Below are 14,826 nucleotides of genomic sequence, written 5' to 3' on the forward strand. Positions count from 1 at the left end.
ACGTCGCGTACCCGAGGCCTGTGGCGGATGCCGGATCAGGTGTTTCGTGGAGCGTGCACAGAATCACCGCCCCGCGCGGGAGGGCGGGGGTACTTTGAGCATAATTGGGATTGGGGGGATATCCAGTTGGGGGGGGAGCGGTGCCGATGGAACGGAATTGGCTGGTTCTGGGGGAATGATTTAAAGGGGCTTGCGTTGGTGATTTCTTATAGTTATTCAGAATTCTGGTTGTTCTGAATCAGTATTAAAAACTGTCATTTCTATCAGGTGCGATGGCGGCTGTTTGTACAGATACTTTGTCTTGTAAAGGGAAAGAGCATAAATCTGTTTCCATTGTTTGTTTTTAAGGAGATTACTCATGACGACTGTAACGGTTTCGGATTTGCCGGAAAAAATAACTGATGCTGAAGTTGTAAAAAAGTTACAGGAGACGTTCGGAGCGTTATCTGTTGACAGTTTTGAGAGAAGCGGTGATAGAACTCGTGCGAGAGTTGTATGTGTGCTTCCACAGCCGAAGCAAACTCAAGAGAAACTGGTGATTGGATTATATTCTGCTCAAAACAATGTTAAATGGCCGGAAATCGCGCGCTGAACCAAACCAATCAAAAGGGGACAAATTTATTTAGTCGTCCCCTTTTGATGTCAAGCACTTTTCTCTGTTCGTCCTCGGTCTCTGAATTGAATGCGTCTCCCGGTGATGTTCTCAATTTCGTCGACGAATCTCAGGTTTCCAGTCAGTTGGCCCCGCTGACGTGCTCCTCTTATGAGTTGCAATTCACCATAAGCTCGAACAGGTCAATGTATCCGCCTGGGGGGGGAGGAAGTCATTAAATGAATCTGCATTGTTTGCTTCTTATGATTTTTTAGAATTTCTGTGGTTCTGAATAGGTATTAAAAACTGTCATTTATGTCAGGTGCGGCTGCGGGTGTTTGTGTTGATACTGTTGGTAGGTGGGGTTGGAAAATAAATCTGTCCCCCTTTGTTCCTGTTTTCCGTTGTTCAATAGAGTTCAAGGAGGTGCGGCAATGGCTACTGATGAGAGAATTCTTTTCTATACTGGTGTGCCGCTGAGTAAAAGCGATAAGGAAATTCTCAATATTATTAGGGCGCGTTCTTCTGATACTGTTTTGAGGTTTGAGCGAGAGCCGGGTGCGACAACTGGAAAGGTATACTATGTGCCCGCTGCTAATACTGTCAGAAGCTCGGCGACAGTTGATAAAATTCGTTTGGCTGACTATGGGGGTAGTGTTGATTTCAGTAAGTTGGAAGAGTCTTGAGTTTGAGTGGTTTTAAGCAAAAGGGGGCAAATTTATTTAATTGTCCCCTTTTGAAATCAAGCACTTTTCTCTGGTCGTCCTCGGTCTCTGAATCGAATGCGTCTCCCGGTGATGTTCTCAATTTCGTCGACGAATTTCAGGTTTCCAGTCAGTTGGCCCCGCTGACGTGCTCCTCTTATGAATTGCAATTCATTGGTGGGTGTCGCCATCTCAACAAACGATTTATAGCGTTAACGCCGTTTGGCATCCGTAGGCCTTGGCTCCATGTCCCGGTTCTCCCCCTTAACTTTGTTGCGATACCGCGTCATCCACCCGGCGAGGGCCTTCCTGAGCTGTCCAAGGCTGGATGTTGACTCCCCTGGGGCGAGCAGCAAGTGGACGTGGTTGGTTATCAAGCAGTAGGCATAAACTTTTATACCTAATGCTTCTTTGAGTTCGCGCAGATCAGAGAGGTAGCGCTCAAAGTCCGCTGGCCCTGCGAAAACGACCTGCCTGTTGTGGCCGCGCTGCACGATGTGATGCGGGTAGTTCGCTAGCACGATGCGTCCTGTTCTGGGTATGAGTCTTCTTACGTCCTTGTATTGATGGATGAAGTTTAGAAGCTGGCGAGGCTGAGACAGGCAGGATGTGTCAGCGAATGGATCTGCTTGGGCTGAGGAGGATTAAATAAGTCTGTGTCCGTTGCCTCCTTATGGTTATTCAGAATCTTGGTTGTTCTAAATAAGTATTAAAAACTGTCATTTCTATCAGGTGCAGTTGTGGGTGTTTATGTTGATAATTTTTTTGCCAAAGGGTCGAAAAACAAATTTGTACCCTTTTTGTTTTTATTATCTTGAACGGATGAGGAAAAGGAAAATGGCGCGCGAAGAGGGAAAAAAATATTCGAATATCAGGTTTTCGGGTTATGGAAGTCGCACTGAGCTTGATCAGTATTTCAATGCGAACTACAGTATTTTACAAGCAGAGGTGACGTCGGAAGGTACGGATTTTTTAGTTTGGTATGCGGATGATATTAATGGGGAAGTCTATACTGTTAAGTTAGCACCGGATCCGGATCAGGAAAGTTCGGACATGGGCGACCATATGGGTATAGTTACGGATTCTCAGATGTGGAGAAGATAAACTAAAAGGAGATATCTATTGCTCCATTCAATGGGTTAAGATGAAAAAAGTGGACCAAAAAGGGGGCGGATTTATTTAATCGTCCCCTTTTGATATTAAGTTGTTTTCTCTGGTCGTCCTTGTTCTCTGAAAGGAATACGTCTTCCGGTGATGTTCTAAATTTCGTCGACGAATTTCAGGTTGCCAGTCAGTTTGCCCCACTGAAGCGCACCGCTTATGAGTTGTAATTCATTTGAGGGAGGGGGTATCTCGACGACTCGTAGCGTTCACGCCGTATGGCATCGGCAGGTCCTGGATCCAGGAAGCAAAGGTCCTTATGAAGCGACTTTCCCATAGCGTGCCTGTCCGCCCCTCAACGTTGTTGCGATACCGAGTCATCCGCGCGGTGATGGCTTGCATGAGTTGTCCAGAGTTGCACGGCGCTTCTTCGGGGGCGACAGGCAGGTGGACATGATTGGTCATCAAGCAGTAGGCAATAACTTTTATGCCCAATGCTTCCTTAAGCTCGAACAGGTCAATGTATCCGCCTGGGGGAGCGAGTCATTAAATGAATCTGCGTTGTTTGCTTCTTATGATTTTTTAGAATTTTTGTGGTTCTGAATAAGTATTAAAAACTGTCATTTCTGTCAGGTGCGGCTGCGGGTGTTTTTGTTGATGCTTCTGGTAGGTGGAGTTGGCAAATAAATCTGTCCCCTTTGTTGAAGGAGATTGCTAATGGCGATTGTAACGATTTCGGATTTGTCGAAAAACATAACTGATGCTGAAATTGTGGAACAATTACAGAAGCGCCATCCGGTGTTTGTTACTGGAGTTAAAAGAAGTAGTGACTGGACTAGTGCGGAGGTTGAGTATTCGGTTGTGCAGTCGAAGCAAGGTCAAGGCTTCCTCCTGGATGGCAACGTTGTTCCCCTGATAAGCAAGACTAAATGGCAGAACATAGCGCGCTGAAAAAATCAAAAGAGGATCAAAAGGGGAGAGATTTATTTAATGGAAAATAAATCTGTCTCCTTTGTTGCTGTTCCCTTTGTTGCTGATGTGGAGAAGATCATGGAAAGCACCATAAAAATCACCATAGTTGACTTGGGGCAGGAATACAGTCAATCATTCTTGTGTGAGCGGATTGCGGAAAAATATGGGGTTACGGTTGTTGGTTTACAGTATGTCGCGAATGGAGTTAGCGCTATTGTGTCTGTGGTAGTTTCGCAAACTAATAGAAAGCTGATAGGAGTGTCGTTGTTGCCCGCGCAAGTCAGTTATAAAAGTTTGATGGAGCAATAAGCAACAGAGAAAAGAAAATCAAAAGGGGATCGATTTATTTAATCGTCCCCTTTTGATCTTTATTGGCAGCAAAGATAACTTTCGCTGGTGCGACCTATTCCGTCGGCACAATGTTATCCAGCACCTTGTTCACTGCCAGTTCCGCCAGCATCACGATCTGTGCGATGCCCTGCGCGGTTTTGCGGTGGGGGCCCTGGAGGGCGTCGACGAGGTTGTTGAGCATCACGTTGGCCGAGCCCAGGGTTTCGCAGGCGTCGGCGAGCAGGGATTCGTTGTTGCTGGCCGGGTTGGCCTGGTAGAGGCGGTTGGGGTAGTAGGGCGCGGCCATCATGTGGGCTGATATCGGGCCGAGGTGGTAGTCGAGGGCGCGGTTGGCGGCTTCGTTGAATCTCTTGGAGTCAGGGCATTCGTAGGGGGAGGTTGGGTCGGTGATGCTGCCCGGTTCGGTGACCGGAGGATTCGGCGTGACTTTGAACATGTTCATTCTTTTCCTGTTTTGAAGCCGCCAGACCCGAGCTACTAAACAGGGGTGGAGGCAGCTGTGCGCAGGTTAGTAGACCGGGGAAAAGAAGAAAGCCGGCGTGCCCGGGGGCACCCTACGCACAGCCACCATCAAATACAGGTATGGGAATACCTGACTGATAGACACTTGTGCACTCTTCAAATACCAACGGGCTACTAAACCCGATCACTGCGAATCAGTGACCCGATCCAAGTTACCGGCCGACCCCAAGGCGCACAAGCCGGCGGATTCTGGCGTAGCGGTAGGCTCTGGCGCAAGGATTTGTAGGCATCCGGAAGCATTCCGACATGTCTTTAAACGGCACGATCCAAACCTGTTTATCGATCCTCACCCAAGGAGGAGACGCCTGACGCTTTACGCCCCCAAGCCATTCGTCGCCCGCCTCGCACTCATCACGCCGACGCTCGCTCAAAAGCTGCATGACCAAAACCATCAACGCCCAAGACTTGCACATCGACCTGCATCCGCTGAACGAATCAGCCCTGTTCAAATGGCTGCTCGCCAGTTTCCCGATGGGTAAACCAATCCAAGCGGCCAGGGTGCTGTTTTGAGTGTGCCGTCGATCTTCATCGGTTGCGCCGGCTGGAGCCTGCCCCGCGAACACTGGCCGGACTTCCCGGAGCAGGGCACCCATCTGCAACGCTATGCCGCGCTGCTCAATGGCGTGGAAATCAACAGCTCCTTCTATCGTCCGCACAAGCTGCAAACTTACGCCCGATGGGGCGAGTCGGTGGCGGACGGGTTTCGCTTCTGTGTGAAGATGCCAAAGTCGATCAGCCACGAGCGACGCCTGCGGGACTGCGAATCTGAGCTCGATGCCTTTCTCAAGCAGTGTTCGGGGCTGGGTGATCATCTGGGTTGCCTGCTGTTGCAGTTGCCACCGTCACTGGCATTTGATGAAGCGCTTGCCGAGGCCTTTTTCATCGCGTTGCGTCAGCGCTATTCCGGGGCCGTCGTGCTGGAACCGCGCCACGCATCCTGGGCCGCCGAACTGCTGTTGATGGCGTATCGCATCGCGCAAGCGGTGGTCGATCCCTCGCGCATCAGCACCGACACGGCTCCGTGCGGCTGGCCGGGCGTGCGCTACTGGCGGCTGCACGGTTCGCCACGGATTTATCACAGCCCCTATGATTCGGCGTATCTGGAAACGCTCGCCGGCGATTTGCAGGTAGCGGCTGTCGATGGCGTCGACACCTGGTGCATTTTCGACAACACCGCCAGCGGCGCGGCACTCGGCAATGCGCTGGAACTGCGGCGGATACTGGCGCAGTGCTGACACACCACGTCGGGACTTCCCACCGGCGACCGGGTCTGTAAACTGGCCGCCCGAAACGGCGCGCGATGGCGCCGTCCTCACTGCCAGCGAAGGACTTTCCCATGGCCAACCAAGACATCACCTACACCCCGGACCCGGATGCAGACTCGATCTCTTCGGACGTGACCGAATTCAACGGCATCCTGATGTCGACCCAGATCCCGACCCGTGCCGACGGCAGCCTGGAACTGGGCGACGTCACCGCGCAGAGCGAATGCACGTTGCAGGCACTGAAAGTGGCGCTGGAAAAGGCCGGCAGCTCGATGGACCGCGTGCTGCACCTGACCATTTATTTGACCGACATGGCTGATCGCGCTGCGTTCAACGAAGTGTACAAGCGCTACTTCGCCAAGCCATGGCCGGTGCGTGCAGCGGTGGGCGTGGCGGCGCTGGCGGTTGAAGGGATGAAGGTGGAAGTCACCGCGATGGCCGCCAAGGCCTGACTTCAGCACAGTTGCTCCCCGTAGGAGCAGCTGTTCCAAGTCAGTCATTCATTGCTGCTGTATTGTGCCGGCGTTTTTACGGGCAAACTTCCCTACAGACCAACGCAGCCAATACGGCCGCTCCGAGCCTGGCTGCGCTTCGAACTTTCTATTAAGGCTATTAATCGTCCAGTGGGCCGGTGGCATTTACAAAAAGTTTTGCGTTTTTCACATGGTATTCGGCGCCTTCATAAAAAACACGCATTTCAAAGTCTGCTTCAATAGTGTTGCTGATCCTGTCTCTTTTGAACGTAACCTTTCCGTTAGAACCCGGCACGAAATAAAAGCCTGCTGTTAGGTAGCCCGTTACAACGTCAGTACCTTCGCGCTCTATTGGGTGTGTACCGTCTTCCAGCGTTTTGGGGATTATGAGCGCGAGCTGTACGTGTTCCTCATCTGGCAGGCTACGACCCAGGACACTTACAGAGTCTGAGACTAACGAAGCATAGATGAATACGTCAGCTGAAAACGTTTTCCCTACGCCCGGAAGGGGTGGGCTGAACGTTGCCTTGTAATAATTGTTCATTACTGAATGTGCATCGCCGACTGTCATGTCTTTTTCATTAATATTTAATGCTTTGTAAATTTCAGTGTTCATTATCAAGTACCTTTTTTATGATTCGAAAAATGGAACAGGCACTGCAATACGCTGGAATGCCTGGCGAAAAGCGTGCTTCATATAATCCGACTCAACAACTGACAGAACTTACAGTTATGCCATTCCTGAAACTGTGCTAGTGCCTTTATGCGTCACATCGCCCCATGGGTGCCGGTCAGGCCGTTCGCAGGTACAATGCGCGCCTCAACCGTGACAGCCTGACTAAAAAAACATATGTCCTTGCCCAAACATCACCTGGAACTGCTCAGCCCCGCCCGTGACGTGGCCATCGCCCGCGAGGCCATCCTGCATGGCGCCGACGCGGTGTACATCGGCGGCCCGAGCTTCGGTGCGCGCCACAACGCGTGCAACGAGGTGAGCGAAATCGCCGAACTGGTGGAATTTGCCCGTCGCTACCACGCGCGCATCTTCACCACCATCAACACCATCCTGCACGACAACGAACTGGAGCCGGCGCGCAAGCTGATCCATCAGTTGTACGACGCCGGCGTCGATGCGCTGATCGTCCAGGACCTGGGCGTGATGGAGCTGGACATCCCACCCATCGAGCTGCACGCCAGCACCCAGACCGACATCCGCACCCTTGAGCGGGCGAAGTTCCTCGATCAGGCCGGTTTCTCGCAACTGGTACTGGCCCGTGAACTGAACCTCAAGGAAATCCGCGCGATCGCCGATGAAACCGATGCCGCCATCGAGTTCTTTATTCACGGCGCGTTGTGCGTGGCGTTTTCCGGTCAGTGCAACATTTCCCACGCGCAGACCGGGCGCAGCGCCAACCGGGGCGACTGCTCCCAGGCCTGCCGTCTGCCGTACACCCTGAAAGACGAAAAGGGTGGCGTGATCGCCTACGAAAAACACCTGCTGTCGATGAAGGACAACAACCAGAGCGCGAACATCCGCGCGCTGGTCGAGGCCGGTGTGCGTTCGTTCAAGATCGAAGGTCGCTACAAGGACATGGGCTATGTGAAGAACATCACCGCCTATTACCGTCAGCGCCTCGACGACGTGCTCAACGACCGTCCGGACCTGGCCCGCGCTTCCAGCGGCCGCACCGCGCATTTCTTCATGCCGGACCCGGAAAAGACCTTCCACCGTGGCAGCACCGACTACTTCGTCAGCGAGCGCAAGATAGACATCGGTGCGTTCGATTCGCCGACCTTCACCGGTCTGGCGGTGGGCACGGTCGAGAAAGTCGGCAAGCGTGACATGCAGGTCATCACCCACGAGCCGCTGTCCAACGGCGACGGCCTCAACGTGCTGGTCAAGCGCGAAGTGGTGGGTTTCCGCGCCAACATCGCCGAAGCCAAGGGCGAGTTCGAGGAAGAAGGCGAGAAGCGCTACCGCTACCGCGTTGAGCCGAACGAAATGCCGGAAGGCCTGTACAAGCTGCGCCCGAACCACCCGCTGAACCGCAACCTCGACCACAACTGGCAGCAGGCCTTGCTCAAGACCTCCGCCGAGCGTCGGATCGGCGTGAGCTGGCTGGCGAAGCTGCGTGAAGAGCGTCTGGAACTGACCGTGACCAGCGAAGAGGGCATCAGCGCCAGCGTCGCGCTGGACGGCCCGTTCGGCGTCGCCAACAAACCGGAACAGGCGCTGGAGACCTTGCACGATCTGCTTGGCCAACTCGGCACCACCGAGTACCACGCGACCTCGATCAAGCTGGATGCGCCGCAAGCGTTCTTCATCCCGAACTCGCAGCTCAAGTCATTGCGCCGCGAAGTGATCGAAGCGCTGACCGCCGCCCGCGTTGCCGCTCATCCGCGCGGTTCGCGCAAGGCCGAGACCACGCCACCGCCGGTGTACCCGGAAGCGCATCTGTCGTTCCTGGCCAACGTCTACAACCAGAAGGCTCGCGACTTCTACCACCGTCATGGCGTGAAGCTGATCGACGCGGCGTACGAGGCCCACGAAGAGGCGGGCGAAGTGCCGGTGATGATCACCAAGCACTGCCTGCGGTTCTCCTTCAACCTGTGTCCGAAACAGGCCAAAGGCGTGACCGGCGTGAAGACCAAAGTCGCGCCGATGCAGCTGATTCACGGTGATGAAGTGCTGACCCTGAAGTTCGACTGCAAGCCGTGCGAGATGCACGTGATCGGCAAGATGAAGGGTCACATCCTGAATCTGCCGCAGCCGGGCAGTGTGGTGGGGCATATCAGCCCTGAAGACCTGATGAAGACCATTCCTCGGGCGCCGCACTGATTCAGAGGCTGCTGTGCGATAAATAAAAAAACCGGTGACGAAAGTCACCGGTTTTTTTATGCCCGCCGGAAACTCAACTGGCTTCGTAGCGGGATCCTGTTGCCGGCGCCGCTTCGCCGCTCAACGCATCGACCATCGGCGGATGTTCCTGCGCGGCCTGACGCAGATCTTCGGTTACCCGCAGCTCGGCGCCAGTCGGCGAGAACGTCGCTGCCGCCGCAAACGGCGCCGGGTTGGCTGGCACCGGACGCTTGCCGCGACGCCAGAAGAAGAACGTCACCATGGCCAGGTTGACCAGCGCGAAGGCCCAGAACAGGCCGGTTTTGCCATGGGCGTTCATCGCCGGCGAGATCAGCAGCGGGCTCATCGCCGAGCCCAGCGAGTTGATCAGCAGCATGCCCTGAATCATCGGCACCAGGGTTTCCACTGGCGCACGGTCGGCCGCGTGGCTGACGGCGACCGGGTACAGGGCGAACACGCCGCCGCCCAACAGGAACAGCATGGCCGCGAGCAGGGACGAAGACAGCGGCACCAGCACGATCACCAGCGACAGCACGGTGCACGCGGCGCAGAGCACGGTCAGCACTTGCAGGCGATCCTTGCGGTCGGACCAGCGCCCGACCGGGTATTGCAGCAGCATCGCGCCGAGGATCGTCCACGCCATCATGCTGCCGACTTCGCCGACGTTCAGGCCAATGCGTTGCAGGTACAGCGGCAGCAAGGTGTAGATCGCCGCGATGGTCACGCCGGAGCCGAAGCAGCCGACCAGCCCGGTCGGCGACACACCCAGCAGCGCTCGTGGCTTGAGCGGTTCGACCTGTTCCAGCAGCGGCGAAACCCGCGGCAGGATCACGATCGGCAGCACTGACAGGGTCGCGAGCATGCCGGCGACCATGAACGGCGCAGTGTCACCCAGACCGGTGATTTTTCCCAAAAACGCCTGGCCCAGCACCCCTGCGCCGTAGAGGACGATCATGTACAGCGCGAGCAGACGGCCGCGAATCTTCGCGTCGCCGGCCAGCAGTAGCCAGCTCTCGATCACCAGAAACACGCCGACCGTGGCCCAGCCGTTGATCAGACGCAGAACGACCCAGCCCCAGGTGTCATAAAACAGCCCTTGCAGCAGGATGGTCGCGGCGATCAGCGAGGCGAAGCTGCTGTAGGCGCGGATATGGCCGATGCGCAGGATCAGCCGGTCGTTGAAGATCGCGCCCAGCGTCAGGCCGATAAAGTAGGCCGAGGACACGATGCCGATCATCGTCGCCGATTCGCCGGCCGCGCCCAGGCGCAGGGTGGTCAAAGAAGACAGAAAGCCGTTGCCCAGGGCAACAATGAACAGCCCGAGCAGGGGCGCCAGCGCCATGGCCAGCAAACGCGGTGTCATAAAAACCTCAAGTGATCGAACAGCGGAACGTGCGCCTCTGCGCATGCGAGTGCCAAGCCGAAGTGTGTTGAAGACAAACGACCGCCGAACGGGCAGGGCGATTGAGCCAGGCGCACTGGGTGAAAGTGGCCGGCTGTTCAAACCTGAGGGTTGTCATGGCTGCGGGCAGGCGCCGGTCGGGCGACTGCAAGAGGAGGCGCGATTTTAAGCCTTGTGTGGCGTTTGCCAAGGTGCCGGGCCTGCGACGTTGGGACGCAGGCACGTTCGTTCAGGCTGATCGTTCCCTGCGGTGCTAGCGTCGTTTGCGAGTAATTTGCTGCGGCGCCGGTTAGCATGGCGCCATAACAACGAAACGATGGACCCCGCCTTGATCGAACGACGCCAATTCAGCGGTGGCATGAAGGGCAAGAACCTTCGCTACCTGAACGAGCCCGCCAGCGGGCCGGGACGCATGACCCGCACCGGGTTCGTGCTGCTGGAGCATTTTTCCCTGCCGGCCTTCACCCAGGCGCTGGACACTCTTGTCACCGCCAATCTGCTGCGCCCCGGTCTGTTTTCCACGCGCACCTTTGGCCTGAGCGACGGCGAAGTGATCAGCGATCTGGGGCTGGTGATCCGCCCGGACTCGCGTCTGGAAACCAGCGTGTTGCAGGAGCTGGATCTGCTGGTGATCTGCGGCGGTTACCGCACGGAACTGAAGGCGAGCGACGAGTTCATCAATCTGCTGAAAATGGCCGCCGAGGCCGGCGTGATACTGGCCGGGTTGTGGAACGGCGCGTGGTTCCTGGGCCGGGCAGGGGTGCTGGAAGGCTATCGCTGTGCGATTCACCCGGAGCATCGGCCGGCGCTGGCGGAGATTTCCAAGGCGACCCAGGTCAGCAGCGAACCCTACGTGATCGACCGCGACCGGCTGACCGCGTCCAGTCCTTCCGGCGCATTCCACATGGCACTGGACTGGATCAAGGGCCTGCACGACAAGGCGCTGGTCGAAGGCATAGAAGACATTCTGGCGTTCGAGGAATCGCGTTACCGGCGGATCAAGCCGACCGAGAACCTCTGCGTCAGCGCCCCGCTGCGTGAAGTGGTGAAGCTGATGGACGCCAATCTCGAAGAACCGTTGGAGCTGGAGCAACTGGCGGTGTATGCCGGGCGTTCCCGACGTCAGCTGGAGCGGCTGTTCAAGGAACAACTCGGCACCACGCCGCAGCGTTATTACATGGAACTGCGCATCACCGAGGCCCGGCGCCTGTTGCAACACACCGAGCTGTCGCAGGTGGACGTGCTGGTGGCCTGCGGATTCGTGTCACCGAGTCATTTCAGCAAGTGCTACAGCGCCTACTTCGGTTATCGCCCGTCCAAAGAAAAACGGCTCGTCAAATGACGAGCCGCCTGGCGTGCCGCTTCAGAGGTGATCGGCGTCGATGATCGCCTGAGCGAAGGCTTTCGGGTCTTCCTGCGGCAGGTTGTGCCCGATTCCACCGTTGATCAGGCGGAACTGGTATTTGCCGGTGAAGCGTTTGGCGTAGTCCTCGGGTGCCGGGTGCGGTGCGCCGTTGGCATCGCCTTCCATCGTGATGGTCGGCACGCTGATCGACGGCGCGGTGGCGAGTTTCTGTTCCAGTGCCTCGTACTGGCTTTCACCCTGCACCAGGCCCAGACGCCAACGGTAGTTGAACACGGTGATGGCGACGTGATCCGGGTTCTGCAACGCCTTGGCGCTGCGGTCGAAAGTGGCGTCGTCGAAGGCCCATTTCGGTGACGCCAGTTGCCAGATCAGCTTGGCGAAATCATGGGTGTTCTTGGTGTAGCCCGCCTCACCACGGTCGGTGGCGAAGTAGAACTGATACCACCATTGCAGTTCGGCCTTGGGCGGTAGCGGGTTCTTGCCGGCGGCCTGATTGCCGATCAGGTAACCGCTGACCGAGACCAGCGCCTTGACCCGCTCCGGCCACAGCGCCGAAACGAGGTCTGCCGAGCGCGCGCCCCAGTCGTAGCCACCGAGCACGGCCTGTTTGATCTTCAGTGCATCCATGAAATCGATCACGTCACTGGCCAGCGCCGCCGGCTGACCGTTGCGCACGGTCTTGTCGGACAGGAAATGGGTATCGCCATAACCCCGGGCGTACGGCATCAATACCCGATAACCCTTGGCCGCCAGCAGCGGCGCGACGTCGTCGTAGCTGTGAATGTCGTACGGCCAGCCGTGCAGCAGAATCACCACCGGGCCATTGGCAGGGCCGGTTTCGGCGTAGGCCACGTCCAGTACGCCGGCCTTCACATGCTTGAGCGGGCCGAAGGGCAGGTCAGCCGTGACGCTGGCGGCTGCGGTCCTGACCGGCTCGGGGGCTGCGGTTTGTGCCTGGGCGAAGGCGCCGAATTGCAGCAGCGCGGTGGCTAGAATCGACAGGCCCAGCAGGCGACGACGGTTTTTTCCAGTGTGTACGGTGGTGTGCAGTGCAGGCTTCATGGCAAGTCTCCTTGGTAATCGGTGAGGGCCGGGCGTTGGCTGAACCCTTCGAATCTGGAGCCCATTAAAGACTGGCCACGTATCTGCGCTGTTTCCGTTTCCGCTGGCTGATGCGCGGGCATGTATCCGGGAGGCGTTCGTACACACTGCGATACAAACCAGCGGCCAACAAAAAGCCCCGAATGTTCGGGGCTCCTGCTTGCCTTGGGTTTTCAGGCCTGAGTAACCTGCTTGGGCCCGGCCAGTGCCCAGGCGATCAGCCCGAACAGTGGCACAAATACGATCAATACGATCCAGACGCCTTTATTGCTGGCTTTCCCCTCACTCTTGCGCACCCGGTTGATTGCCCACAATTCGATGAGCAAAAGAACGACGGCCAGTACGATCCACGTGGTTTCAATTTGCATGAGCTACCTCCTGATGGTCTCTGGCTTAGGCGGGCCGTGGCACTCAGGGTTCATTAAATTTGCTGGATCGCCTGCCTGGCGCAGGTGCACAAATGTTCTAAACGCTTTCGTAAAGTCGCGGTAACGTAGACGTCTTTGACGAACAACCACTGCCTTCGGAGCTTTGCGTGGACAAACGCAACTGGATCGAGCTGTCCCAGGATGCCGACACCGGGATCGAGTCGATTCGTGCCCATTTCCAGGGCCATGCCTACGATCCGCACTGGCACGACAGCTTTCTGGTGGGCGTCACCGAGCAGGGTGTGCAGCAGTTCCATTGCCGACGCGTGCGCCATCTGAGTACGCCGGGCAAGATTTTCATGCTGGAGCCGGGGGAGATCCACGACGGGCACGCGCCGACGGAGGAGGGTTTCACCTATTCCATGCTCTACCTCGACCCGCACTGGCTGGAGCGTGAATTGCGCGTGCTGTTCGAGCATGCGCCGGACAACAGCCAGCTCGGATTCACCGATACCCTGAGTCAGGATTCGCGCCTGTCCACGGCCATCAATCAAGCCTTCAACGCCCTGCATCAAGGCGACTTGCGCATCGTGCGCCAGACCGCCATCGACACCTTGCTCGGCGCGCTGACATCCCACCTCGACTGGCGCAAGCGTCAACCGTTCGATCCGCGCCTGCCACGCGTGGCCCAGGTGGCGCGGGACTATCTGCATGCGCATGCCTTCGAGGACATCGGGCTGGACGACGTGGCCCAGGCCTGCGGGGTTGATCGCTTTCGTCTGACCCGCGCATTCAAGGCCGCTTTCGGACTGGCGCCCCATGCCTATCTGATCCAGCTGCGGCTGGCCCGCGCCCGCCAATTGCTGGCGCGTGGCGAAACACCCGCCACCGTCGCCAGCACCCTCGGTTTTGCCGATCAAAGCCATCTCGGGCGCTGGTTCCGCCGTGCCTATCACCTGACGCCGGCGGATTACCGCAAGCGCTGCTCAAACCTTCCAGACTGAACCCCGCGCAACCGCGACCATGACCTCCTGTTTTGATTCGGGAGCCCTGTCATGGAATCGTTGTTGCCTTTTCTGCTGTTTTCCTTCGTCGCCTCGATCACCCCGGGGCCGACCAATATTCTGGTGATGAGCCACAGCTCGCGACGCGGTCTGACGGCCACCGTGCCGATCATCTTCGGTGCCTGTGTGTCGGCGGCGCTGGTGGTGTTGGTAGTCGGGCTTGGCGTGGGGGAAACCTTGCTGCGCTATCCCCGTGTGCAGCAGGCGATGGCCTGGGCCGGGGTGTTGTGGCTGAGCTGGCTGGCGTGGCAGATCTTTCGCAGTACGCCGCCGTCGCTGGACTCGGCGACCGCGACTGATGACGGCCTCAGCGTTGTCGGTGCCGCCGGCCTGCAAATGATCAACCCCAAGGTCTGGATGATGGCCGTGGCGGTGGTGAGTGTGTTTGGCGGCAACGGCGACGACAGCGCGCGGATGCTGCTGTTGTCGGCGGTTTTTCTAATGGTCTGCCTGCCTTGCATGACGGCGTGGGCGCTGCTGGGCGTGGGCAGTGCGCGGTTCTTTGGCTCGCCACGGGCATTTCGGCGCATGAATGCCGGGCTGGCGTTTATGTTGTTGCTGTCGGCTTGGTTGGCGGTGTTGGTCTAGCCGTGGCGTTCGGTCACATAAATTTGAAATGCAAGACGCAGCCCCCCAGAATCGCGCCCCGATCCGGCCACCAGCGCCGGGCGTTCAGAGTGAAAGG

16 protein-coding genes and 3 pseudogenes are annotated in these 14,826 nt (G+C 57.2%); 12 read left to right on the forward strand and 7 right to left on the reverse strand.

Annotated features, from left to right (window positions below):
* Nucleotides 1-358 precede the first annotated feature (358 nt).
* Nucleotides 359-592, forward strand: coding sequence for a hypothetical protein (locus tag QLG12_RS02815; RefSeq protein WP_282473848.1), 234 nt, complete (start codon nt 359-361; stop codon nt 590-592).
* Between the two features lie 50 nt (nt 593-642).
* On the opposite strand, the pseudogene QLG12_RS02820 reads toward QLG12_RS02815, so the two are convergent.
* Nucleotides 643-777, reverse strand: a pseudogene (locus QLG12_RS02820) (transposase); the annotation flags it as partial.
* A gap of 249 nt (nt 778-1,026) precedes the next feature.
* Between QLG12_RS02820 and QLG12_RS02825 the strand changes: the two are divergent.
* Nucleotides 1,027-1,278 (forward strand): hypothetical protein, encoded by a 252-nt coding sequence (locus QLG12_RS02825; RefSeq protein WP_197868341.1) that lies wholly within the window; start codon nt 1,027-1,029, stop codon nt 1,276-1,278.
* A 56-nt stretch (nt 1,279-1,334) separates the two neighbouring features.
* On the opposite strand, the pseudogene QLG12_RS02830 reads toward QLG12_RS02825, so the two are convergent.
* Nucleotides 1,335-1,838 (reverse strand): annotated as a pseudogene (locus tag QLG12_RS02830) (transposase).
* 295 nt (nt 1,839-2,133) lie between these two features.
* On the opposite strand from QLG12_RS02830, the gene QLG12_RS02835 reads away from it, so the two are divergent.
* The 3 genes from QLG12_RS02835 (at nt 2,134) to QLG12_RS02850 (ending at nt 3,678) form a co-directional block, all read left to right on the forward strand.
* Entirely contained in the window at nt 2,134-2,400 is a 267-nt protein-coding gene (locus tag QLG12_RS02835) for a hypothetical protein (protein WP_197868340.1), read from the forward strand.
* Between the two features lie 714 nt (nt 2,401-3,114).
* Nucleotides 3,115-3,348 carry a hypothetical protein gene (locus tag QLG12_RS02845; RefSeq protein ID WP_282473849.1) on the forward strand — a complete coding sequence of 78 codons (234 nt, stop codon included), beginning with the start codon at nt 3,115-3,117 and terminating at the stop codon, nt 3,346-3,348.
* Nucleotides 3,349-3,387: 39 nt separating this feature from the next.
* Nucleotides 3,388-3,678 (forward strand): hypothetical protein, encoded by a 291-nt coding sequence (locus QLG12_RS02850; protein WP_197868337.1) that lies wholly within the window; start codon nt 3,388-3,390, stop codon nt 3,676-3,678.
* A 94-nt stretch (nt 3,679-3,772) separates the two neighbouring features.
* Here the strand turns inward: QLG12_RS02850 and QLG12_RS02855 are convergent, their stop codons facing one another.
* A complete protein-coding gene (locus QLG12_RS02855; protein ID WP_282474080.1) occupies nt 3,773-4,156 on the reverse strand; it encodes a DUF6124 family protein in 384 nt (127 codons plus the stop codon).
* Nucleotides 4,157-4,620: 464 nt separating this feature from the next.
* Between QLG12_RS02855 and QLG12_RS02860 the strand changes: the two are divergent.
* The 3 genes and pseudogenes from QLG12_RS02860 to QLG12_RS02870 all read left to right on the forward strand — a co-directional run.
* Nucleotides 4,621-4,734, forward strand: a pseudogene (locus tag QLG12_RS02860) (DNA methylase); the annotation flags it as partial.
* 14 nt (nt 4,735-4,748) lie between these two features.
* Nucleotides 4,749-5,477, forward strand: coding sequence for a DUF72 domain-containing protein (locus tag QLG12_RS02865; protein ID WP_282473850.1), 729 nt, complete (start codon nt 4,749-4,751; stop codon nt 5,475-5,477).
* A 101-nt stretch (nt 5,478-5,578) separates the two neighbouring features.
* Nucleotides 5,579-5,959 carry a RidA family protein gene (locus QLG12_RS02870; RefSeq protein ID WP_007955413.1) on the forward strand — a complete coding sequence of 127 codons (381 nt, stop codon included), beginning with the start codon at nt 5,579-5,581 and terminating at the stop codon, nt 5,957-5,959.
* A 160-nt stretch (nt 5,960-6,119) separates the two neighbouring features.
* Here the strand turns inward: QLG12_RS02870 and QLG12_RS02875 are convergent, their stop codons facing one another.
* Nucleotides 6,120-6,596, reverse strand: coding sequence for a hypothetical protein (locus tag QLG12_RS02875; protein WP_282473851.1), 477 nt, complete (start codon nt 6,594-6,596; stop codon nt 6,120-6,122).
* Nucleotides 6,597-6,830: 234 nt separating this feature from the next.
* Between QLG12_RS02875 and QLG12_RS02880 the strand changes: the two genes are divergently transcribed.
* Entirely contained in the window at nt 6,831-8,819 is a 1,989-nt protein-coding gene (locus tag QLG12_RS02880) for a U32 family peptidase (RefSeq protein WP_114882511.1), read from the forward strand.
* A 73-nt stretch (nt 8,820-8,892) separates the two neighbouring features.
* Here QLG12_RS02880 and QLG12_RS02885 read toward each other — a convergent pair whose 3' ends face one another.
* Nucleotides 8,893-10,203, reverse strand: coding sequence for an MFS transporter (locus tag QLG12_RS02885; RefSeq protein WP_282473852.1), 1,311 nt, complete (start codon nt 10,201-10,203; stop codon nt 8,893-8,895).
* 355 nt (nt 10,204-10,558) lie between these two features.
* Here QLG12_RS02885 and QLG12_RS02890 point away from each other — a divergent pair, with 355 nt between their 5' ends.
* The gene (locus QLG12_RS02890) at nt 10,559-11,584 is read left to right on the forward strand and encodes a GlxA family transcriptional regulator (RefSeq protein WP_282473853.1); all 1,026 of its coding nucleotides are present in this window, start codon (nt 10,559-10,561) and stop codon (nt 11,582-11,584) included.
* 21 nt (nt 11,585-11,605) lie between these two features.
* Here the strand turns inward: QLG12_RS02890 and QLG12_RS02895 are convergent, their stop codons facing one another.
* Entirely contained in the window at nt 11,606-12,670 is a 1,065-nt protein-coding gene (locus tag QLG12_RS02895; protein ID WP_282473854.1) for an alpha/beta hydrolase, read from the reverse strand.
* A gap of 212 nt (nt 12,671-12,882) precedes the next feature.
* On the reverse strand, nt 12,883-13,077 hold the full coding sequence (locus QLG12_RS02900) for a PLDc N-terminal domain-containing protein (RefSeq protein WP_039773123.1): 195 nt from the start codon (nt 13,075-13,077) through the stop codon (nt 12,883-12,885).
* 167 nt (nt 13,078-13,244) lie between these two features.
* Here QLG12_RS02900 and QLG12_RS02905 point away from each other — a divergent pair, with 167 nt between their 5' ends.
* Nucleotides 13,245-14,081 (forward strand): AraC family transcriptional regulator, encoded by an 837-nt coding sequence (locus QLG12_RS02905; protein ID WP_197868331.1) that lies wholly within the window; start codon nt 13,245-13,247, stop codon nt 14,079-14,081.
* A 51-nt stretch (nt 14,082-14,132) separates the two neighbouring features.
* A complete protein-coding gene (locus tag QLG12_RS02910; protein ID WP_282473855.1) occupies nt 14,133-14,729 on the forward strand; it encodes a LysE family translocator in 597 nt (198 codons plus the stop codon).
* Nucleotides 14,730-14,826: the final 97 nt, after the last annotated feature.

The organism is Pseudomonas sp. V88_4, from assembly GCF_029967985.1.
In the GTDB taxonomy this organism is placed as follows: Bacteria; Pseudomonadota; Gammaproteobacteria; order Pseudomonadales; family Pseudomonadaceae; genus Aquipseudomonas; species Aquipseudomonas glycinae.

What these genes read in the sequence shown, in the direction of transcription:
- QLG12_RS02895 (WP_282473854.1), bottom strand. Translation starts at nt 12,670, where the DNA reads ATGAAGCCTGCACTGCACACCACCGTACACACTGGAAAAAACCGTCGT.
- QLG12_RS02880 (WP_114882511.1), top strand. Translation starts at nt 6,831, where the DNA reads ATGTCCTTGCCCAAACATCACCTGGAACTGCTCAGCCCCGCCCGTGAC.
- QLG12_RS02890 (WP_282473853.1), top strand. Translation starts at nt 10,559, where the DNA reads ATGGACCCCGCCTTGATCGAACGACGCCAATTCAGCGGTGGCATGAAG.
- QLG12_RS02870 (WP_007955413.1), top strand. Translation starts at nt 5,579, where the DNA reads ATGGCCAACCAAGACATCACCTACACCCCGGACCCGGATGCAGACTCG.
- QLG12_RS02900 (WP_039773123.1), bottom strand. Translation starts at nt 13,077, where the DNA reads ATGCAAATTGAAACCACGTGGATCGTACTGGCCGTCGTTCTTTTGCTC.
- QLG12_RS02845 (WP_282473849.1), top strand. Translation starts at nt 3,115, where the DNA reads ATGGCGATTGTAACGATTTCGGATTTGTCGAAAAACATAACTGATGCT.
- QLG12_RS02835 (WP_197868340.1), top strand. Translation starts at nt 2,134, where the DNA reads ATGGCGCGCGAAGAGGGAAAAAAATATTCGAATATCAGGTTTTCGGGT.
- QLG12_RS02855 (WP_282474080.1), bottom strand. Translation starts at nt 4,156, where the DNA reads ATGTTCAAAGTCACGCCGAATCCTCCGGTCACCGAACCGGGCAGCATC.
- QLG12_RS02910 (WP_282473855.1), top strand. Translation starts at nt 14,133, where the DNA reads ATGGAATCGTTGTTGCCTTTTCTGCTGTTTTCCTTCGTCGCCTCGATC.
- QLG12_RS02815 (WP_282473848.1), top strand. Translation starts at nt 359, where the DNA reads ATGACGACTGTAACGGTTTCGGATTTGCCGGAAAAAATAACTGATGCT.
- QLG12_RS02850 (WP_197868337.1), top strand. Translation starts at nt 3,388, where the DNA reads ATGGAAAATAAATCTGTCTCCTTTGTTGCTGTTCCCTTTGTTGCTGAT.
- QLG12_RS02875 (WP_282473851.1), bottom strand. Translation starts at nt 6,596, where the DNA reads ATGAACACTGAAATTTACAAAGCATTAAATATTAATGAAAAAGACATG.
- QLG12_RS02885 (WP_282473852.1), bottom strand. Translation starts at nt 10,203, where the DNA reads ATGACACCGCGTTTGCTGGCCATGGCGCTGGCGCCCCTGCTCGGGCTG.
- QLG12_RS02825 (WP_197868341.1), top strand. Translation starts at nt 1,027, where the DNA reads ATGGCTACTGATGAGAGAATTCTTTTCTATACTGGTGTGCCGCTGAGT.